Annotated in this window: 19 protein-coding genes; 10 read left to right on the top strand and 9 right to left on the bottom strand. The window is 30.9% G+C overall.

The annotated features are described in order from the left end of the window. The first annotated feature begins 74 nt into the window (after positions 1-74). Genes pheT through EYD46_RS02275 form a run of 3 tightly spaced genes read left to right on the top strand, consistent with a single transcriptional unit; the run spans position 75 to position 3666 of the window. A complete protein-coding gene (pheT, locus tag EYD46_RS02285; RefSeq protein WP_130935431.1) occupies positions 75-2504 on the top strand; it encodes a phenylalanine--tRNA ligase subunit beta in 2430 nt (809 codons plus the stop codon). Between the two features lies 1 nt (position 2505). Next, positions 2506-3369, top strand: coding sequence for a phosphatase PAP2 family protein (locus EYD46_RS02280; RefSeq protein WP_130935430.1), 864 nt, complete (start codon positions 2506-2508; stop codon positions 3367-3369). A 60-nt stretch (positions 3370-3429) separates the two neighbouring features. Beyond that, positions 3430-3666, top strand: a complete 237-nt coding sequence (locus EYD46_RS02275) for a putative signal transducing protein (RefSeq protein WP_130935429.1) — start codon at positions 3430-3432, stop codon at positions 3664-3666. On the opposite strand, the gene EYD46_RS02270 is transcribed toward EYD46_RS02275, so the two are convergent. Then, positions 3663-5288, bottom strand: a complete 1626-nt coding sequence (locus EYD46_RS02270; protein ID WP_130935428.1) for an ABC-F family ATP-binding cassette domain-containing protein — start codon at positions 5286-5288, stop codon at positions 3663-3665. The two genes, EYD46_RS02275 and EYD46_RS02270, sit on opposite strands and share 4 nt — an antisense overlap. Before the next feature lie 186 nt (positions 5289-5474). Between EYD46_RS02270 and EYD46_RS02265 the strand changes: the two genes are divergently transcribed. Then, on the top strand, positions 5475-6884 hold the full coding sequence (locus EYD46_RS02265) for a TlpA family protein disulfide reductase (RefSeq protein WP_130935427.1): 1410 nt from the start codon (positions 5475-5477) through the stop codon (positions 6882-6884). A gap of 118 nt (positions 6885-7002) precedes the next feature. Then, the gene (gene trmD, locus EYD46_RS02260; protein WP_130935426.1) at positions 7003-7680 is read left to right on the top strand and encodes a tRNA (guanosine(37)-N1)-methyltransferase TrmD; all 678 of its coding nucleotides are present in this window, start codon (positions 7003-7005) and stop codon (positions 7678-7680) included. Between the two features lie 70 nt (positions 7681-7750). Here trmD and EYD46_RS02255 read toward each other — a convergent pair whose 3' ends face one another. Further along, positions 7751-9640 (bottom strand): M61 family metallopeptidase, encoded by a 1890-nt coding sequence (locus tag EYD46_RS02255; RefSeq protein WP_443093552.1) that lies wholly within the window; start codon positions 9638-9640, stop codon positions 7751-7753. 101 nt (positions 9641-9741) lie between these two features. On the opposite strand from EYD46_RS02255, the gene EYD46_RS02250 reads away from it, so the two are divergent. The 5 genes from EYD46_RS02250 to EYD46_RS02230 are packed head-to-tail and all read left to right on the top strand — an operon-like array spanning position 9742 to position 14971. Then, positions 9742-10749 (top strand): glycosyltransferase family 2 protein, encoded by a 1008-nt coding sequence (locus tag EYD46_RS02250; RefSeq protein ID WP_130935424.1) that lies wholly within the window; start codon positions 9742-9744, stop codon positions 10747-10749. A gap of 52 nt (positions 10750-10801) precedes the next feature. Continuing rightward, positions 10802-12727, top strand: a complete 1926-nt coding sequence (locus EYD46_RS02245; protein ID WP_130935423.1) for a vWA domain-containing protein — start codon at positions 10802-10804, stop codon at positions 12725-12727. Continuing rightward, on the top strand, positions 12724-13977 hold the full coding sequence (locus EYD46_RS02240; RefSeq protein WP_130935422.1) for a dihydroorotase: 1254 nt from the start codon (positions 12724-12726) through the stop codon (positions 13975-13977). The genes EYD46_RS02245 and EYD46_RS02240 overlap by 4 nt, the downstream gene beginning before the upstream one ends. A 1-nt stretch (position 13978) precedes the next feature. Further along, the gene (locus EYD46_RS02235; protein ID WP_130935421.1) at positions 13979-14308 is read left to right on the top strand and encodes a hypothetical protein; all 330 of its coding nucleotides are present in this window, start codon (positions 13979-13981) and stop codon (positions 14306-14308) included. Between the two features lie 3 nt (positions 14309-14311). Beyond that, on the top strand, positions 14312-14971 hold the full coding sequence (locus EYD46_RS02230; RefSeq protein ID WP_130935420.1) for an alpha/beta hydrolase: 660 nt from the start codon (positions 14312-14314) through the stop codon (positions 14969-14971). Positions 14972-15021: 50 nt separating this feature from the next. Here EYD46_RS02230 and EYD46_RS02225 read toward each other — a convergent pair whose 3' ends face one another. The 7 genes from EYD46_RS02225 to recN form a co-directional block, all read right to left on the bottom strand. Next, positions 15022-15726, bottom strand: coding sequence for a response regulator transcription factor (locus tag EYD46_RS02225; protein ID WP_130935419.1), 705 nt, complete (start codon positions 15724-15726; stop codon positions 15022-15024). Between the two features lie 4 nt (positions 15727-15730). Beyond that, a complete protein-coding gene (locus EYD46_RS02220) occupies positions 15731-17302 on the bottom strand; it encodes a sensor histidine kinase (protein ID WP_165454320.1) in 1572 nt (523 codons plus the stop codon). Positions 17303-17379: 77 nt separating this feature from the next. Continuing rightward, positions 17380-17967, bottom strand: coding sequence for a dephospho-CoA kinase (gene coaE / locus EYD46_RS02215; protein WP_130935418.1), 588 nt, complete (start codon positions 17965-17967; stop codon positions 17380-17382). Beyond that, a complete protein-coding gene (locus tag EYD46_RS02210; RefSeq protein WP_229731254.1) occupies positions 17964-18929 on the bottom strand; it encodes a CdaR family protein in 966 nt (321 codons plus the stop codon). Before EYD46_RS02210 ends, coaE begins: the two co-directional genes overlap by 4 nt. Then, entirely contained in the window at positions 18926-19933 is a 1008-nt protein-coding gene (locus tag EYD46_RS02205) for a glycosyltransferase (RefSeq protein WP_130935417.1), read from the bottom strand. The genes EYD46_RS02210 and EYD46_RS02205 overlap by 4 nt, the downstream gene beginning before the upstream one ends. 85 nt (positions 19934-20018) lie before the next feature. Next, the gene (locus tag EYD46_RS02200) at positions 20019-20837 is read right to left on the bottom strand and encodes an enoyl-ACP reductase FabI (RefSeq protein WP_130935416.1); all 819 of its coding nucleotides are present in this window, start codon (positions 20835-20837) and stop codon (positions 20019-20021) included. A gap of 79 nt (positions 20838-20916) precedes the next feature. Next, a complete protein-coding gene (recN, locus tag EYD46_RS02195; RefSeq protein WP_130935415.1) occupies positions 20917-22569 on the bottom strand; it encodes a DNA repair protein RecN in 1653 nt (550 codons plus the stop codon). Between the last annotated feature and the right edge of the window lie 36 nt (positions 22570-22605).

The raw sequence follows: 22605 nt of genomic DNA, 5'->3' as shown, positions 1-22605 counted from the left end.
TACAAAATGAGAGGCTTTATTTGAATACTAGCTCCAAAGAATTATCTTTGCGTCCTCTAATAGGATAACGATTTATGAAGATTTCTTATAACTGGTTGAAACAATTTATTAATATTGAATGGACACCAGAACAAACCAGTGAGTTATTAACCGATTTAGGTTTAGAAGTAGAAGGTTTAGAAAAGTACCAATCCGTAAAAGGTGGTTTGGAAGGTGTTATTGTTGGTAAAGTTTTAACTTGTGAGAAACACCCAAATGCTGATAAGCTTAAGATAACAACAGTAGATTTAGGAAATGATACACCTTTACAAATAGTATGTGGAGCTCCCAATGTTGCTGCTGGACAAAAAGTACCTGTTGCTACTATTGGTACAACTTTATATACAGAAGAAGGCGAAGCTTGGAAAATTAAGAAGGGAAAGATTAGAGGAGAAGAAAGCCACGGTATGATATGTGCTGAAGATGAACTTGGTTTAGGCAAATCGCATGAAGGCATTATGGTTCTTGATGAAACTTACAAGGTAGGCACACCTGCTGCTGATATTTTTGAAATAGAAAATGATACTGTTTTTGAAATTGGATTAACCCCAAACAGAGCTGATGCAATGAGTCATTATGGTACTGCACGCGATCTTAAAGCAGGGTTACTTCAAAAAGAAATAAAAGTTGAACTGATAACGCCATCAGTAAGTGCCTTTAGTGTTGAAAATAGAACATTAAAAATGGATGTTGATGTTATTAATAAAACATTAGCACCACGTTATTGTGGTGTTACTATTTCTGGGATTAAAGTTGCTGAATCTCCTCTGTGGTTACAACATAAACTTAAAGCCATTGGATTATGCCCAATAAACAATGTTGTAGATGTTACAAATTATGTGTTGCATGAATTAGGACAACCGCTACATGCCTTTGATGCTGGTAAAATTGAAGGCGATAAAGTTGAGGTTAAGACCTTAAAACAAGGCACTAAATTTACAACTCTAGATGGTGTAGAACGAGAATTACACGAAGAAGATTTAATGATTTGTGATGCAGAAAAACCAATGTGTATAGCTGGTGTATTTGGAGGTATTGATTCTGGGGTAGACAAAAAAACAAAAAGTATTTTCTTAGAAAGCGCATATTTTAATCCTGTAAGTATTAGAAAAACTGCAAAACGACATGGTTTAAATACTGATGCATCATTTCGCTTTGAACGAGGGATTGACCCAAATATTACAGAATATGCTTTAAAACGTGCTGCGTTATTAATTCAAGAATTAGCTGGTGGTGATATTACCAGTGATATTATAGATATTTATCCAAAAAAGATTGAAGATTTTCAAGTACGAATGAGCTTTGAAAATGCTAAAAAAATTATTGGAGAGGAAATTCCCAAAGAAACCATTAAAAGTATATTAACATCACTAGACATTAAAGTTAACAACGTTACTGAAACTGGTTTGGGTTTAACTGTGCCAGCGTTTAGAAATGATGTTCAGCGTGAAGCAGATGTTATTGAAGAAATACTGAGAGTTTACGGTTATAATAATATCAATATTTCAGATAAGCTGAATGCCTCTATATCTAGCATGTCTCGTTTTGAAGATTTTAAAATTCAGAATGTGATAGGGGATCAATTAGCTGGGCAAGGTTTTTTTGAGATTCTATCAAACTCATTAACTTCTCCTGATTATACTAGTTTAAGTGAACAACTAAAAACTGAACATAATATAGAAATGCTTAATCCTTTAAGTAGTGACTTATCGGTTTTAAGACAATCTTTAATATTTTCAGGGCTTGAAGCTATATCGTATAATATTAATAGAAAACGTCAAGATTTAAAGCTATTTGAATTTGGTAAGACATATCATAATTTTTCTGAAGAAAAGGAGGAATATAAACATCTGACGGTATTTGCTACGGGTAATCAAAATTTAGAAAATTGGAACTCTAACTCTAAACTAAAAAGTGATTTTTTCTTTTTGAAGGGCGTTGTAACTGCTATATTTTCTCGTTTAGGTATTACTAGATACAATGAACTTGCTATTAAGAATGATTTATTTAGTGAAGGTGTTACTCTAAGTTTAGGGAAAATTAAACTTATAGATTTTGGATTAATTAACAAAACAATTTTAAAACATTTTGATATTTCTCAAGAAGTAGTTTGTGCTGATTTTAACTGGGATGCGATACTAGATATCGTTCAACGAAATAAAATTACATTTAAAGCAATACCAAAGTATCCTGAAGTACGTAGGGATTTTGCCCTTTTACTAGATCATAATGTATCATTTGAATCCATTCACAAAATTGCAAAACAAACCGAAAAGCAATTACTAAAGGGTATAAATCTATTTGATGTATATCAAGGTAAAAATCTTCCAAAAGGAAAAAAGAGTTATGCTGTAAGCTTCACACTTCAAGACGAGAACAAAACGCTTAACGATAAGCAAATTGACAAAATAATGAATAAACTTCAATCCAATTTTGAGAAACAACTTGGTGCAGAGTTAAGATAGAATGTACATATATAAATACTATTACATACAAGTTTTATTATTTATTCCTCTTTTTTGTTGTCAATTTGGGTATTCACAAGATACAATTTATAATTCTTCTAAGAAGGAACAGGTTAAAATTGGTCAACTTTTAAAGCATGATTTTAAATACACTATAAAGAGTGTATCTCATAGTTTTACTAGACCAATACACTGGAAAAGAAAAGATTTTGAAAAACTAGGTGCTATACTTATTGGTACAGCTGCATTATCAACATTAGATAATGAAACTAATCGTTTTTTTAATAAAAATGAAAAGGGATTTCCTAAACCTGTACGAGATTTTGGTTGGTATTTTGGTAGTCCGCAAAACTACTTTATGGCCAATGCTGGATTATATGGTTTTGGGTTATTTACAAAAAACGAGAAAATAAGAAAAACTAGTGTTTTAATAATATCATCATCGATAACAACTGGTTTTATTCAAACAATACTTAAAAATGGAGTCGGTAGGGCTAGACCAAACTCTGGCTTTGATAGTCTTGATTTTGAACCATTTTCATCTAAACCTTCTCATCACTCATTTCCTTCAGGTCATACAATATTATCAATAACAATGGCTCATGCAATAGCTAAACAATTTGATAATACTTGGGCTAAAATTGGTATATATAGTATAGGTGCTATTCCTCCAATTTCTAGACTAGTAGATGGTGCGCATTGGCTAACAGATATTGCGTTTTCTACTGCTTTAAGTGTAATTATTGTAAACAGTATTGATAAGTTTCTTTTCAACTCTAATTACAGCACCATTAAAAAATCAAAGAAAATATCTTGGAATTTGAACTTATCAAATAATCAAATTGGAGTTATTGGATTCTTTTAAATTTGCAGAATTTATATTTTTTTAGTATATTTATTGAGGTATTGATAAAAATTATAAGCTATGTCTAATTATATTAAGATTTTTTCGGGTAGCTTTATTGAAGTGCAACGCATATTTCAATTATTAGAAGCTGAAAATATTTGTGCCATAATTAAAGATGAAGCTGAATCTGGAAGATTAGCTGGTTTTGGTAGTGCTATAGATATTCAAGAAATACATGTTCATAAAGATGAAATAAAGCGAGTAACTCCAATAATTAAACGCTTAACATCACAATTAGAACAAGAATCTAATTAAGCCGTTACAGCGTACATTTTATCACGCAATTCTTTAATTTTTGCATCCTGCATATATTCATCAAATGTAGTATAGCGGTCGATAATTCCATTTGGAGTAAGTTCTATAACACGATTTGCTACAGTTTGCGCAAATTCATGATCATGAGTAGTGAATAACACTGTACCCTTAAAGTTCTTTAAAGAATTATTAAATGCTGTGATACTTTCTAAATCTAAGTGATTAGTAGGTTCGTCAAGCATTAAAACATTGGCTCTTATCATCATCATTCTACTTAGCATACAACGTACTTTTTCTCCCCCAGACAACACATTACATTTTTTTAGTGCCTCTTCTCCACTGAAAATCATTTTTCCTAAAAAACCACGAATATAAACTTCCTCTCGCTCCTCTTCAGTTTTTGCCCATTGGCGTAACCAATCTACAAGAGACACATCACTCTGGAAATATTCACTATTATCTAATGGTAAATAAGATTGTGTAGTAGTAACGCCCCAAGCATACTTACCTACTTCAGCATTTTCTTTACCATTAATAATTTGATAGAATGCTGTAGTTGCTCTGGAATCTTTTGAGAATACTACTACCTTATCGCCTTTAGCCAAGTTTAAATCTATATTTTTAAATAAGGTCTCTCCTTCTAAAGAAGCAGACAAACCTTCAATATTTAAAATTTGATCTCCAGCCTCACGTTCTCTTTCAAAAATAATGGCAGGATAACGTCTACTAGAAGGTTTTATATCTGAAATATTCAATTTATCAATCATCTTTTTTCTACTAGTTGCTTGTTTACTTTTGGCAACATTTGCAGAAAAGCGACGTATAAATTCTTCAAGTTCTTTTTTCTTTTCCTCCGCCTTTTTGTTTTGTTGAGCACGCTGTTTAGCAGCTAATTGCGAAGATTCGTACCAAAAGGTATAATTACCTGAAAAGTGTGTAATCTTTCCAAAGTCAATATCAGAAATATGTGTACAAACTGCATCTAAAAAGTGTCTGTCGTGAGAAACTACAATTACACAGTTTTCATAATTTGCTAAAAAGGTTTCCAACCAAGAGATAGTTTCATAATCCAAATCATTGGTAGGCTCATCCATGATAAGTACATCAGGATTTCCAAAAAGTGCTTGTGCCAAAAGCACACGTACTTTTTGTTTTCCGTCTAAATCTGCCATCAAACTATAATGAAAATCTTCTTTAATACCTAAATTAGATAGTAATGCGGCAGCATCACTTTCTGCATTCCAGCCATTCATTTCTTCAAATTGCACCTGCAATTCTCCAATCTTTTCTGCGTTCTCATCAGAGTAATCTGCGTAAAGTGCATCAATTTCAGTTTTAATTTTAAATAAAGGTTTATTTCCAATTAAAACAGTTTCTAGAACATTATGTGTATCATACAAATTATGATTTTGCTCTAAAACAGACATACGTTTACCTGACTCTAAACTTACATTACCAGAAGTTGCCTCTTGCTTTCCTGAAAGAATTCTAAGAAAAGTAGACTTTCCTGAACCATTGGCGCCTATTATACCATAACAATTACCGTTAGTAAAAGATGTGTTAACTTCATCGAATAAAACACGTTTACCGAATTGTACTGAGAGGTTTGAAACTGATAACATAACCTTGTTTTAAAATTTTTGCAAAAATAGAAAATATTAGTATTAGTTAAAGCTTTATAAATTTAATTTTTAACACTTATTTAAGGGTATTAAAACATTTAACAACGCATTAACAGACTGTTTTAGGGGCAAAACATATTTTTGTATAAGTAGGTTACTATATCTACTTTTTTTGAAGAGGGATTTATGAAAATATACTTGTACATAGTATGTATTGCTTTTGCTTTAATTAGTTGTGGTACAGACTCTTGTAGTTATGCTATTATTGGTGGTGAAATCATTAATAAAAACACAGACTATATAGTTTTATACAATTCTAAAAAGGTTTTAGATACGGTAAAACTTGATGGCAATAACCGTTTTACTTATAAAATAGAGGGTTTAACACCTGGATTTTACACATTTCGCCATGGAGGCGAAATTCAAATGGTACTTCTGGAACCCGGAGACAGTCTAATGTTTCGCTTAAATACTTTTGACTTTGATGAATCCTTAGTATATACTGGAAAAGGAGCGAAAAAGAATAATTATTTAATTAATGATTTTCTTCAGAGTGAAAAAGAAGAAAAACATGTTTTTAAATTGTGCCAACTAATGCCCGAAGCTTTTGAAAATGAAATAGATTCTATTAGAGCCATAAAAAATAAAAAGCTAAAGCAGTTTCAAGAAAAGCACAACACCTCTAAACTCTTCAATAAAATTGCACAAGCAAATATAGATTACGATTATTATTCTAGTAAAGAAGCTTATCCATTAGTGCATTACGAAAGAAACAAGAAAAAAATAATAGAAACTCTACCCCCTAATTTTTATGATTATCGTAAAAACGTAAACTACAACGATGATTTTTTTAAAGATTATTTTAATTATACATCATTCCTAAGGCGTAGCTTTAACAATATAGCTTTAGGTATTCATGTTAAACACGCTAAATCTCCTTATCAGATATGGACCAATTGTTACTATAATCTAGATAAAATGTCAGCTGTAGATAGTTTGGTGAAAAACGAAGACATTAAAAATGAATTGCTTTATCATTATACAATTACTTTTCTTTCTAAGAATAAAAAAGCAGAAGATAATGATATAGTGATTGAATCTTTCCTTTCAAAAAGTACAGATAAAAAACATAATGATTTGATTGTGGCTTACAACGAATCTGTTAATAAGCTAAAGCCGGGAGAAATGTTTCCTGATATTCATGTGAGAAATTTAAAAAACAATGTACTTAGTATGAATACCATTATAAATAGACCTACTGTGGTGTATTTTTGGTCTCATCTACACAAAAAACATTTTGAAGATAGTCACAAACGAGTTAAAGAATTAACTAAGAAGTATCCAGAAGTAGATTTTATTTCAGTAAATATTGATAACTATAGCAAAGAGCGTTGGCTATCAACTTTAAAGAACAAAAAGGACGTGCTTACGCATGAGTATATTTTTGAAACACCTGAAGCTTCAACACAAAAATTAGCAGTATATCCACTAACAAAAGTAATTTTAGTGAGTGAGCAAAGTAAAATTATAAATGGGCATTCTAATATGTTCGCTAATGGTTTTGAAGGCGAACTTTTAGGTTTACTAAATCGTTAAAACGGTTTATTCTTACTTCTCAAAAAATACTAATCCAAGATATTTTTTTATTTAACAGATTTAGTTTGTAAGTTTTCATAAGAAACAATTCATTTATATTTGTGGCAACATTTTTATTATGCGCATAGATATTATTACCGTTTTACCAGAGCTACTTAAAAGCCCCTTTGAAGCCTCAATTTTAAAACGAGCCATAACTGCTAATTTGGTTGAAATTCATTTTCATAATCTACGTGATTACACTACTGATAACTATAAATCGATTGATGATACACAATTTGGAGGCGGTGCAGGTATGGTAATGATGGTAGAACCTATACATAAATGCATAAGTAATTTAAAGTCGCAACGTGATTATGACGAAGTGATTTATATGACTCCAGATGGAGAAACTCTTAATCAAGGTATAGCTAATCAAATTAGTATTAAACAGAATATTATTATTCTATGTGGGCATTATAAAGGAGTAGACCAACGCGTTAGAGAACATTTAATCACTCGTGAAATTTCTATAGGCGATTTTGTACTTTCTGGAGGAGAACTAGCTGCCGCAGTATTATGTGATGCTGTAATACGGTTAATTCCTGGAGTCTTAGGTAATGAAACCTCTGCGCTTACTGATTCTTTTCAAGATAATTTATTGGCACCTCCAATTTACACAAAACCCAGAGAATATAATGGATGGAAAGTACCAGAGCTATTATTTAGTGGTAACTTACCCAAAATTGAAGAATGGCGTGAAGAACAAGCCTACAAGCGCACAAAAGAACGTCGTCCAGATTTATTAGAGGAATAAAAAATTAGAAATAAAAAAGCGATTACTTTAAATAAAATAATCGCTTTCACTTTTTTTTTAATATATAGGTCTAACCTTTCATCCAAGCCTTTCTAAGTGCTGTTTGAGCTTCAGACGCATCTTTTGTTTCAACTAAACCTTTTCCTGTGGTATAGCCTTGAGTTGTTGTGGTTTTAATCACAATCTCTTCTCCGTTTCTGTCTAATTTTACTTCGATGTCTTTCCCTGGTTTCCACATAAATACTTCTTGAAGTACTTGATTAGCATTCATCAAAGTTAATTCTGTACCATTTATAGTTTTAATTACATCATTAGCCTGTACGCCTTGCTTTGCCCAAAAACTATTCTGTAATGCTGCTTCTGTAAAGAAAATAGTTCCTTTTTGTCCATCTCCACTAACTATAGGCGCATTATTCATCATAATATAATTTGCCTTTATTTTTGCTTCTCCTATTTCCAAACCTACTTTTTCAAAAAACGCATCATAATTAATCGGCAAATCTCCAACTACATGCGTATTTAAAAACTCTCCAACAGATGGATAAGTCATTTCAATTATTTCTGCAATTAACTTGTCATCTTCAAAGGGTTTGTTTTTCCCATATTTATTTGATAGTTCTTTCATTAAAGATAAAATACCTCTATTACCATTACTCGCCTCTCTCATCAAAATATCAATACACATACCAATCAATGCTCCTTTTTGGTATACGTTGATGTATTGGTCTTTATAAGAATCTTTCAATACATTTTCACTCATTATTGTAAAACTCATAGCATCATTATATCTTTTAGAGGCTTCAATTTTACCCATAATTTTATTATAGAAATCTTCCTTTTCTACAATATCCTGATCTATTTGAAATAACGTAGCAAAATATTCAGTTACACCTTCATACATCCATAAATGTTTTGAAAATGTTGGGTTATTATAATCAAAATAGTGTACATCTTCAGAATGAACACTCAAAGGTGTAACGATATGAAAAAACTCATGGGACACTACATCTATCATACTTTCTGCTAAAGCTGCTTCATCCATAGATTCTGGCAATACTACTACGGTAGATGTATGATGCTCTAAGGCTCCAAATCCTTTAGGAGAATCTTCCTTTCCTTCTGATAAGTACAAATAAATATCATATCTAGGTGTAGCATTGATATCTCCCAAATAAGCTTTTTGAGCTTTCATCATTTTAAAAATAGTCTCCTTCAATGATGCAACGCTATGTACTTTATTTGGAGAATATACACTTAACACTATTTTTATATCCCCTACTTGAAATTCCTCAACATCCAAATTACCATACATCATCGGGTTGTCCGTAATATCAAAATATCTAGGTGCTAAATAGCTTGTTGTGGTATACTTTCCATCTTCACTCGCTTTTGATGCTATGTTTTGTAATGCAGAAGTACGCACAAAATTAGCAGGAGCAACAACATCTAGCTTATATTGGTTATTTTTAAGTTCATCAAAATACCCTATAAAGCCATGTAAATTCAGTACATAATTCTCTGGTTCTATATTAGTCCCTGATGGCGAAAAGGGTTGCTCGCCTCCTATTCCTCCTTTCGTTTCAATATCATAAGTATCGTTTACATAATATCTAATCTTATCTAGAGATTTTGCGTTTTCAATCGTCCAAGAATTCTTATCAATTTTATTAACTATCATTTCATTGCCATCATAATCAATGGCCTTAAAATCATCTACATATTTTCCAAAATCACTTACTGAGTATGTCCCTTGGATTACTCTTGGTAATCTGTAGGTTACAGTTTCAACAGTAAAACGTCCTGGGTTAATAATTACAGGGGCTTTATCTTCTGTAACTTTTGATAAATCGATGTGTGAATCAATTGGCAAATTAATAGCTAAATCGTTTACTTTATTCTTTCCTGAGCCACAGCTAAAAAGCACAAAACTTAAGCAAACTGTTGCTACTAAAATTCTAATATTCATTTGTTATTTTTTTAATTAAAAAAGTGAATTCAAAAATAATATTAAGTGTAACCATGTTTTCCTAAGGTTTTGTTAAAAGATACTATATTCGCCTTATGAAGCAGCCCTTGGTAAGCATTTTAACTCCGTTTAAGAATACTGAACGTTTTTTAAGCGAATGTCTAAACTCTATTCTAGAACAAACTTATACCAATTGGGAACTATTAATTATAGATGATCATTCTACAGACAATAGTTATGATTTAGTTGAAAAGTTTGCTAAAAACGATTCTCGTATCCAGCTTTTAAAAAATAATGGTAATGGTATTATTGATGCTTTACAAATGGGATTTAAATATAGTTCTGGCACATTTGTAACTAGAATGGACAGTGATGATATTATGCTACCAAATAAGTTAGAGGTTTTAGCCAAGAACCTTATTAACCATGGTAAAAGTCATATTGCTGTGGGGTTAGTGAAATATTTTAATGCAAATGGTGTTGGTCCTGGCTATAAAGATTATGAAATTTGGCTAAACAACCTCACAAAATCAGGTAATAACTATAGTGAAATTTACAAAGAATGTGTCATTCCTTCTCCATGTTGGATGGCTCATAGATACGATTTAGAAGCTTGTAATGCTTTCAACCCAAATGTTTATCCTGAAGATTATGATTTAACATTCCGGTTTTATAAACATCACTATAAATGTATACCTTGTAATGACGTTATACATAAATGGCGCGACTACAGCACTAGAACTTCTAGAACACATATACATTACGCTCAAAACCACTTTACAACACTAAAAGTAGAGCACTTTTTAGATATTGATTATAATCCAGAAAAAACTTTGGTAATTTGGGGTGCAGGAACTAAAGGTAAATTAATGGCAAGTATATTTATACAAAAAGGCATTGCTTTTAAATGGATTTGTGATAACCCCAATAAAATTGGAAAAGAAATCTATGGCAAGCAAATGCTTAGTTTTAATGCTCTAGCTAATATTAAAAACCCACAAAGTTTGATAACTGTGGCTAACAAAGAGGCACAAAAAGAAATAAGAGCTTATTTAAATAATTTAAATTTACAAGCGTTTAAAGACTATATTTTCTTTTGTTAACTGCTATACTTAATAAAAAAAATTACGTAGGTTTGATAAACTAAAAATTTAGATGCAGTTTAAATATCCTGAACTTCTTTACGCTTTATTTTTACTGGTAATTCCAATAATAGTCCATTTATTTCAACTTAGAAAATTTAAAAAAGTACCTTTTACTAATGTTGCATTCTTAAAAAATGTAGTAATGCAAACCCGTAAAAGTTCACAGTTAAAAAAATGGTTAACACTTCTTACAAGATTGTTGTTATTTACTGCAATGATATTAGCATTTGCACAACCTTATTATTCTAAAAACAAAACACTAAATAAAAGTTCTGAAACTGTAATTTATTTAGACAATTCCTTTAGTATGCAAGCTAAAGGCAATAATGGGGTATTATTAAAACGTGCTATTCAAGACCTACTAACTAGTATTCCTGAAAATGAACCCGTTTCAATTTTAACTAATTCTGAAACTTTTAAAAATACAACTTTAGGTAGTATAAAAAATAGTTTATTACAATTGGGTTATGCACCTAACAACACTTCTTATAAAACTGCGCTATTGAAAAGCAAAAACCTGTTTAGCAAAGATTTAAAAACTGTAAAAAATTTAATTTTTATTTCAGACTTTCAAAGTCAAGATGAAGCCTTCAATCCTGAAAAAGATTCCTTAGTTAATTTACATGCTGTGAAATTACAGCCTATTAATACTCAAAATGTAGCTATTGACTCTGCTTATCTTTCAAAATCTAACCCTACTAAATTAGAGCTAACAGTACTACTAAAAAACAACGGTAGTCCTATAGAAAATCTACCTGTATCCCTTTTTAATAACAATGATTTAATAGCTAAAACATCAACACAAATAGATAATGAAGCTAAAGTTACTTTTGAATTACCTGTGAATGAAGTTATTAATGGAGAACTTAAAATTAACGACTCGCATCTAAAGTTTGATAATAGTTTGTTTTTTAATTTAAATGCTACAGAAAAGATTAATGTTTTAGCTATTAGTAATACAAACCCAGATTTTTTAAAACGAGTTTATACTGAAGATGAATTTCAATTTATAAGTTATAGTCTAAATAGTTTAGATTATAATCGCATTAACAATCAAAATCTTATTGTTATAAATGAATTAGAAACCATTCCTAATGCTTTAAGCGCTGTTTTAAAAGCTTTTACCGGTAATGGTGGTGCCATTCTAATTATCCCAGCAAAAAGAGCAATTACCAGCTCTTATAACAATTTACTTTCAAACTACAGTTTAACTCTTAAAGAAGAAATAAATTCAGAAAAACGTATAACAACAATAAATTACAGCCACCCACTTTATAATGATGGTGTTTTTGAAAAACGAATTTCAAATTTCCAATATCCAAAAATCAATTCATTTTATAGTTTTAACTCAAATAACTTTGCTTCAATCCTATCATTCGAAGATGGAAAACCATTTTTAATAGCTAATAACAATACGTATCTTTTTTCAGCTTCACTAAATTCTAGTAATTCAAATTTTAAAAGCTCTCCTCTAATCGTACCAACATTATATAATATTGCTAAACGTAGCTTTAATATCCCTAAGCTATACTATAACATAGGAAAGCAAAATAGTTTTGAGGTTAAAGTAAATTTACAACAGGATGAAGTATTAGCGTTGCAACATAATGATATTAGAATCATCCCAAGACAACAAAATTTTAATAACAAAACACTAATACATACTGATGAGCTACCAAATAATGAAGGCATATATTCTATAGTGAATGGTAAAGTTTCTATTAAAAATATTAGTTACAACTTTAACCGAAACGAAAGTAAATTAGTATATCAAGACATTGATAATTTAGAGCATCTAAAAACCAGTGATTCTATAAGTGAATTGTTTTATACTTTAAAAAGTGATACTAAAGTTAACGCCTTGTGGAAATGGTTTGTTATTTTTGCACTGATTCTGTTGCTAACGGAAATGCTCATCTTAAAATATTTTAAATGAACATACTCATAAAATCCGCCACAATACTTGATACTAAAAGTGATTTCCATAACACAATTCAAGATATTTTAATTGAAGACGGATTGATTTCCAAAATAGGTAATAATCTTAAAAACCCTAAAAAATATCAAGAAATAGCTTTAGAAAACCTTCATATTTCTCAAGGATGGTTTGATAGCAGTGTATCTTTTGGGGAACCAGGTTTTGAAGAACGAGAAACCATAGCTAATGGTATTAAAACTGCAGCTTTATCTGGATTTACAACTGTAGCTTTAAATCCAAATACCAACCCAATAGCAGATAGTAGTGCTGATATCTCTTTTGTAAAATCTAAAAGTGCAAATGGTGCAGTTAATGTCTTACCCATAGGAGCTCTAACCAAAAACGGTGCAGGAAAAGATTTAGCTGAATTATATGATATGATGAATGCTGGTGCGGTTGCGTTTTATGATTACAAAACTCCTATTTCTAATCCTAATCTTCTAAAAATAGCATTGCAATACGCTTGTAATTTTGATGGTTTAGTGTGCTCTTTTCCGCAAGAAGATAAAATTTCTGGGTTGGGAGTTATGAATGAAAATATCACAAGTACCTCGCTAGGTTTAAAAGGAAATCCTGCTCTTGCCGAAGAACTTCAAATAGCACGAGATTTATTTTTACTAGAATATACTGATGGTAAATTACACATCCCTACAATTTCTACAGCGAAAAGTGTAACTTTAATAAAAGAAGCTAAAGCAAAAGGATTGGATATTAGCTGTAGTGTAGCAATCCACAATTTGTATTTCACTGATGAAAGCCTAAAGGAATTTAACACCAATTTTAAAGTTAAGCCTCCACTAAGAACTCAAAATGATATTGATGCTTTAATAAATGGGCTTAAAGATGGTACAATAGATATGGTAACCAGTGATCATAATCCATTAGATATTGAATTGAAAAAAATTGAGTTTGACCATGCAGATTATGGGACTATTGGATTGGAAAGTGCATTTGGAGCATTACTACAAAAATTTACACTAAAAAAGACTGTAGAAATCCTTACAAGAGGAAAACAAAGATTTGGTATAGATACTACTCCAATACAAATTGGCAATAAAATAAACGCCACATTATTTAATCCAAATACAAAATATACATTTTCAGAGCAATACATCCTGTCTAAATCGCACAACTCAATTTTTAAGGGAGAAGCTTTAAAAGGAAGTGTTTATGGTAGTATTTCTAACAATGTATTAGCTTTAAAATAAAATGACTGAACAAGATATTCAAGAAGGAAAAGGACTTTCGGTAGTTAGTTATTTAGGAATTATAGGTATAATTATTGCATATTTTATGAATAATGATAAGAAAAACCCTTTTATTAGCTTTAATGTTAGGCAGTCTTTAGGTCTGTGGATTATGTTTCATTTATTTGCTCTTATCGCCAGTTCTTTTGACAGCTGGATGGTAACATCTTCTTTTTATTTATGCTTTGCTATTCTTGTAATATATGCTTTAATTAATGCTGTTAGCGGTAAGGCACAAACTGTACCATTAGTTGGCGATTTTTTTCAAAGAATTTTTTCAAATGTAGGTTAATCCATGCTTCATACTTCATTATCTCTAGATTACGTTCTAAGACCTTCTTCATTAACCGAAAATACACCATTGCTTATCATGCTACATGGATATGGTAGTGATGAAAACGATTTATTTTCTTTTGCTAGTGAGTTACCTGAGGAACTTTTAATAGTTTCTGCAAAAGCGCCTTACCCAATGCAACCATTTGGTAATGCATGGTATGCTATTAATTTTGATGCTGAGAAAGGTAAATGGAATGATAACGTACAAGCAAAACAATCTATTGACTTAATTTCAAAATTTATTGATGAATTAAAAAATGAATATAATAGTATCAATAAAAATAATATAACGCTTTTAGGGTTTAGCCAAGGTAGTATTTTAAGCTATGCATTGGCTTTAACTTACCCTGAAAAAATAAAAAACATTATAGCTCTTAGCGGTTATATAAATAAAGATATTCTACCAGAAAACTTAAATGATAAAGAGTATTCAAATTTAGATTTTTATTGTTCTCACGGTAGTGTAGATCAAGTTATACCTCCTGACTGGGCAAGACAAACCCAACCTTTTTTAGATGCTTTAAATGTAAAGAACACCTATTCTGAGTTTCCTGTGGGTCATGGTGTTGCGCCTCAAAATTTTTATGAATTTAAAACATGGTTGGCTAAACGCATTTAAATAAAAAATCCAGCTTCCGCTGGATTTTTTGTTTATAAGCGAAATGTGATTTAACTGTTGATTACTAACCTAAAGCCTTCTCCGTGTATATTTAAAATTTCAACCTTTTCATCTAACTTTAAGTATTTACGTAGCTTGGCAATATAAACATCCATACTTCTAGAGGTAAAGTAGTTATCGTCTCTCCAGATTTTTGTTAGTGCTAATTCTCGCGGCATCAAATCATTTTCATGAAGCGCTAATAAACGCAATAACTCATTTTCTTTAGGAGAAAGTTTTACAGGTTCTCCCCCATCAAAACGTAAAAATCGCAACTTAGAATTTAAATGAAAACGGCCTATCTCAAATTCAAATTGCTTACTATCAGCTATTGTCTCAGTGGCTTTACGCTGCATAATAGCCTTTATCTTCATGAGTAACACCTCACTATCAAAAGGTTTATTTAAATAATCGTCTGCTCCTACTTTATAGCCTTTTAATACGTCTTCCTTCATGGCCTTAGCTGTTAAAAACACTATAGGAACATCCGTATTCTTTTCACGTATTTCTTTAGCAAGTGTAAACCCATCTTTATAAGGCATCATTACATCTAAAATACATAAATCGTAATCGTCTTTTTTAAACTTTTCAAAACCCTCCATACCGTTTTTAGCATGAACTACGTCATAGTCATTCATCATTAAATAATCCCTAAGAACGGTTCCAAAATTTGGATCATCCTCTACTAATAAAATTTTCTTGTTTTGTTCTTCCATAATTCTATGATATTAGCGGAAGTTTTATTGTAAATGTACTTCCTTTACCTTTTTCACTTTCTACTGACACAAAGCCTTGATGATCTTCTACAATACGCTTTACGTATGCTAAACCTAGACCATGTCCTTTAACGTTATGTATGTTACCTGTGTGTTCCCTATAAAATTTTTCGAAAACACGTTTGGCAGCAGCTTTACTCATACCACTACCTTTATCTTGAATTTTTAATAATATATTAGTACCCACGTTTTCCGTAAAAACATCGATTTTGGGAACATCTGGTGAATATTTAATAGCATTGTCTAACATATTCACTATTACATTTGTAAAATGTGTATCATTCGCCAACACTGATGTTTGGTCTGCTTTAAGATGGGTTTCTATATATCCTTGTCTATCTTCTACAATTAACTCTACATGGGTAACGGCATCTTCAATTAGGTCGTGCAGATCAACTCTATCCTTACTAATATTTAGTTCGTTCTTCTCTAGTTTAGATATTCTCAACACGTTTTCAACTTGGGCATGCATGCGCTTGTTTTCTTCCCTTATCATATTAAGATAACGTATCACTTTATCTTTATGATCAATGATTTTAGGATTTTTTATGGCATCTAATGCTAAATTGATCGTTGCAATAGGTGTTTTAAACTCATGCGTCATATTATTAATAAAATCCGTTTTAATTTGCGAAATTTTACGTTGCTTTATCAATTGAAACAATGCACTAGAGTATGCTACTATTATGATGGATGTAAATACAATAGACAATAAAACCATGCCTAGTATTGAAGAGAATATAAATTTATTGTCTCTTGGGAAATTTACTAAAAGCTTATAATTAGTTTGATTATTTTCATCATAAAAAATAGGCACACTATACGTTGATGCTTCCGTTTTTTCAAATCCGTCACTATAAAGTTTTGTGGTTAAATCTCTACTATAAACTGCGAATTCAAAATCAGTATTAATATTATTTTCATCTAATTTTAATGCTAACAATCTAAAAATTTCTTCTTTAGAAACTCTCTTATGTACTGGGATTCTTTTTGTATGTGCTCTTAAATTTTTATAAAAATAATTACGAGTAGCATCGTCTAAACGTCCGCTATTTATCATTTTCAAAATTGGAGCTCCACCTATATCTCTATCAGCCTTATCACTCCCATTAATGACTTGGAGTTCTGAACTACCAATTATATTCTTGATATCAATACTATCTAAACCAATGTCAAAGAGCGATGCAGATAATTTATAATCCTCTTCTAAAACGTCACTTTTATAAATTAATGTTTCTTTAGTACTGTTATTTCTTCTGTAAATAAAAAGCTCAGATATAGCTGTTGTATCCTTTATTTTCTCAACATCTAAACTTTGAAGACCTTCAAAGAACTTATCAAATTCATTCTGTTCAATTGTATTTGAAACAAAACTAAGTGCCTTTTTTACACCTGACGAAAATCGTTCTTTTTGGTTATTGTACGCATCATTTATAAAATATGCCTGAACAAAAATAATTCCTATAAGTGATACACTCATTAATATAACTGATAGGACAAATACTTTTTTGCTCATTACCCAAAATTAACATTTTAACATTTAGTCAACTTATCATTTAACCTTACATTAACAAAAATGTTAAAACTTGAGAGCTATTGTATTTTTTGAAGGATTTTATGGTGGATTTTATAAGCTTGAAGTCTTGTTTCTTCCAAGTTCTCATTAACAATTACAAAATCAGAATATTTTATCTTTTCACTATCACTCCATTGGTTTTTCATAATAGCTTCTACTTTCTCTTTTGAAGTATTATCTCGTTTTAAAAGACGCTGTATTCTGATTGCCTTAGGAGCAGTAACTGTTATTACATAATCACATTGTGCATCCCCTCCATTTTCAAATAGAATTGCTACTTCTTTAATTACATAAGATGTATTTTGCTTTACAACCCATTTTTCAAAATGTCGTGCTACTTTAGGATGTACAATAGCATTCATTTTTTCTAAGTAAGTTTTATCATTAAAAATAACACCAGCTATGTAAGACCTGTTAAGCTTTCCTTCTAAATAGGCGTTTTCTCCCAAAAGAGCAATCAATTTTCGTTTAATCACTTTAGAGCGATTCATCAGCTTTTTAGCCTCAATATCTGCAATATAAACAGGAATACCTAAAGCCTCAAACTCTTTTGCTACAGTAGTCTTGCCACTACCTATACCCCCAGTTAAACCAACTATTATCATTTTAAAATTATAAATTCTATTTGCTTTTGATTAAGCTTTACATGCTTAACATTATCTGGAGTTTTAACCAATTCTGGGATAAGAACAAACTGATTTTCAGTTACTTTTTTAAAATCACAACTTACTTTAAAATCATTCTGTTTTACATTATTAAAGTTATCTAAACTCGTATAATAAGATACTTTTACTTCTTTTGGAAAATACTTAATTGAAATATCCTGTGGTTTATTAATTATCTTTACAGGTATTGTTAGTGTACCTTCGGTAAATTTTTCAACCTCAGCAATAAAATCAACAGTTTCAACCGAAAATTTCAAGTCTTTAGATTGGCTTGGTAATTCTAGTTTTACAGTTTGTAAAATATCTTCCTTTACGTCTTTAAGCGTCACTTTTTCAGCCTTTATGTGATTTATATCTCTAACGATCTCAAGTGGGCCAATAATGGTTACTGAATCTGGATTTGTTGTGTAATATTTCAAAATATCAAACCCTGGCAAAAAAGAAATATCAGTTTCTATTTTAACTGGTACTTTCTTTACTTGGTTTGTATCAAATTTAAATACTAATGTATCTGGATTAATACTTAATAACTTAACATTATCCTGGAATGGTTTTTTTTCATTTAAATAAGATACAGATTTTGTGTAGATGTAAGTATTTTGCTTCTTATAGACTTCATTTGAAAAATCAATACTAATATCTGGAGTATTTATATAATATTTTAACCATTTAAAACCATGCGTTTTTAGTGTTACTGACAATTTTTGAGTAGAATCTTTTAATATAACTTCATTGTCTGGTACGTTTATTTTCTTGATATTGATACTTACTATATTCGTATATTCTTTTGAGAGCTTAGTAAAAATTAGAATAATAAAGGCAGAAAACAGAAATAATAAGAATACATTAAGTCTTTTATTCTTAATGGAAGCTAGTAATTCTGATTTTAGTTTTTTTATCATTTCAACTTAAAAAATAATTTTGGGTAGTGCGTTTCTGGGTCTTTATTTAAAATATGAATCGCTATAGTAGATTCTAAAAAACCTAGTCCATATCCTAAAAACTGAATACAAATTGCCCATAATGCCATTATTGACACCTTTAAACTTTTTGTTGTGCTAATAGCAACAATAAAAGCGATTGCAAAATACATTATATACAAGCCTAGTAACCACCACAAGCCAAAAACTGCAAATATTATAGAGACATCAAAACCTAAGATAAAAACTGTAGGAAACCAATAAGTAAGCTTTTTTGTCTGTGGGTGCCATTTATTTAAAATAGGCCGAACTAAACCAAATTTACGAACTTGTTGTTTAAATTTACTCCAAGAAATTCGTCGTTTATGGTATACAATAGCTTCCGGGATTAGTTTTGTTTTAAATCCTAAATCCCATAAACGAATAGATAAATCTGGATCTTCTCCAGGATGAATTTGCCCAAAGCCTTTCGATGCTTGAAATGCTTTTCGCGAAAGTCCCATATTAAAACTCCTAGGCTGAAATTTATCCACTGCATTTTTATTACCTCTAATACCTCCCGTTGTTATAAAAGAAGTCATCGAAAAATTTATAGCTTTCTGTAAATCACTAAACGAGTCATGAGCTGCATCTGGGCCTCCAAAACAATCCACATAATTTCCTTTTAAACTCTTATCTACTTCATCTAAATAATTCTCTGGCAAAATAACATCGCTATCTAAAATTATAAAATAGTTGCCTTTTGCATATTGCATCCCATAATTTCTAGAATCCCCTGGGCCTGTATTCTCTTTAAAAAAATAGGATATATTTAAATCGTTTTTATAGGTTTCTATAATCTGCTCTGAAGTTTCGGTAGAACCATCTTCAACAATTACAATTTCGTATTTTAAATTGGTTGTCATGCTCTTAAAACTATGTAAGAGCTCGTCTACTTCCTCTGGACGATTATACACTGGAATTATAAATGAATATTGCAATTGCATAACACAAAAGTAACTATTCCTAATAGAAAAGACCTGATAGGTTATAAAAACCTATCAGGTCTAAAATTTATATGATTAAGTCTGTCTATTCTTCTCCTGTAAATGCACTCATTACTGCATCACTTACTCCCATATTGCTAAATCCGCCATCATTATATAAATTCTGTAATGTTACGCGCTTAGTTAAATCACTAAATAGTGTAACTGTATAATTTGCACAATCTAACGCTGTTGCGTTACCTAGTGGTGACATTTTTTCGGCATAAGAAATAAATCCATCAAACCCCTTAACACCACTTCCTGCTGTTGTAGGCGTTGGTGATTGAGAAATTGTATTTACACGTACTTTTTTATCTCTTCCAAAGAAGTACCCAAAACTACGCGCTATACTTTCTAAATACGCTTTATTATCAGCCATATCATTATAGTCAGGAAATACACGTTGTGCTGCCATATAAGTAAGCGCAACTATACTTCCCCATTCATTCATAGCATCTGCTTTATATAGTGTTTGCATTACTTTGTGAAAAGACATAGCAGAAACATCTGTTCCTTTTTGTGTCCAACTGTAATTTTGGTCTGTATAGTGTTTACCTTTTCTAACATTAATAGACATTCCTATAGAGTGCAATACAAAATCTATCTTCCCGCCTAAAATCTCCATCGACTTGTCCACCAAATTTTGTAAATCTTCTTCAGAAGTTGCATCTGCAGGTATAATTTGAGAACCTGTTTTTTCAGCTAACTCATTAATTTGCCCCATTCGCATTGCAACAGGCGCATTGGTCAACACAAATTGCCCGCCTTCTTCATGTACTCTTTCAGCTGTTTTCCAAGCAATTGAATTGGCATCTAATGCTCCAAAAATGATTCCTCTTTTTCCTTTTAATAAATTATAAGCCATAGTATTCTTCAGTTATCGTTTCTTATAAAATTTAGAATGCCAAAAGTACTAAACTTTCAACTTAAATCTAGAATGTTTTTTAATTAAGTAACTCTTTAGCATGGGCAATTGCTGAAGATGATAAATCCGTACCTCCTAACATTTGAGCAATTTCTACAATACGGTCGTCATGATTCAATTTAACAAGTTTTGTTTCTGTAATATTTGAAACATCTTCTTTATATACTTTGAAGTGAGAATGTCCTTTAGCAGCAATCTGTGGTAAGTGCGTAATAGAAAACACTTGCATATTTTTACTCATCTGTAACATGATATCTGCCATTTTATTTGAAATTTCTCCAGATACACCTGTATCAATCTCATCAAACATGATGGTTGGTAACTGGGTATAGTTTGACAATATAAGTTTAATTGTCAGCATAATTCGAGATAATTCCCCTCCAGACGCTGCCTTTTTTAAATCATTGAAACTTCCTCCCTTGTTTGCAGAGAACAAAAATGATAACGTATTTTTTCCATTAACATGATAACTATCAGATAACGAGACATCTATACTAAATTGTGCGTTTGACATTCCTAAGTCTGAAAGTGTACCTTGTAGCTGTTGAATTAGACTAGGAATAGCCTTTTCCCTTTTAGAATGAATAGCAGCTGCAATTGTATCAAGTTTTTCGACTGACTTCTCAACATCAATGGTTTTGTTTTTAATAGTCTCATCCAAATTTTCAGTAATATCTACTTTTTCCTTTAATGAGTTTCTTATTTCAATAAGCTCAGAAACAGATGATACCTGATGTTTTTGCAATAACCCATTTAACGTTTGAAGTTTAGTATTAACTATTTCTAAACGCTCTGGATTGACATCTACAGCACCTTGTTGCGCATCAACTTCGGAAAAAATATCGTCTATTTCAATTAAACTACTATTTACCCTCTCGTATAACTCTTCGTATTTAGAAGATAGATTAGATAGTTTTTGAAGCGTATTTTTTAAGCTAGCCATGATAGAAACCACACCAATTTGTTCGTCATTTAACAAGTGATATGCTTCAGATAAATGTGCTTTAACGTCTTCAATATTATTTAAGGTTTCGTATTCTTCTTCTAAAGTTTCTAATTCTCCATCAATTAAACTCGCTTCAATTAATTCTTTCAGTAAAAACGAGTTATAATCATGTTCTTTAATAGCATCTGCTTTAAGGTTTTTAAGCTTTTCCAAATCTGAATTTAACTGTTTGTATTCAGCTAACTCGCTAGTATAAACATCAAGCTCTTTCTGGTTTTTAGCTAATGCATCTATAACTTGAAATTGGAAATCGTTTTGCGTTAATTGTAAAGTTTGATGCTGACTATGGATATCTATTAAACGTGTTCCCAATAGCTGTAAACTGCTTAAATTCACTGGAGAATCATTTACAAAAGCTCTTGACTTTCCTGATGGCAAAATTTCTCGTCTTATGATAGTTTGCGAATCATAATCTAAGTCTTCAACTTTAAATAAGGACTTTAAATTATAATTTGAAATATTGAATACCGCTTCAATAATACACTTCGAATCTTTATCTTTTAAACTGCTTAAATCTGCACGTTTTCCTAGGATAAGCGATAAACCTCCTAATAAAATAGATTTCCCTGCACCAGTTTCCCCTGTAATTATGGTAAACCCATCATTAAAATTAACCTGAAGGTGGTCAATTAATGCATAGTTTTTAATTGTTAACGATGTAAGCATATTGTAAAAATAGCTAATTTGAGATTTCTAATAAAT

This window comes from Hyunsoonleella pacifica (genome assembly GCF_004310335.1).
In the GTDB taxonomy this organism is placed as follows: domain Bacteria; phylum Bacteroidota; class Bacteroidia; order Flavobacteriales; family Flavobacteriaceae; genus Jejuia; species Jejuia pacifica.
The sequence above is the reverse complement of the archived record's forward strand: the minus strand, read 5'-3'. Positions and strand labels throughout refer to the sequence as shown.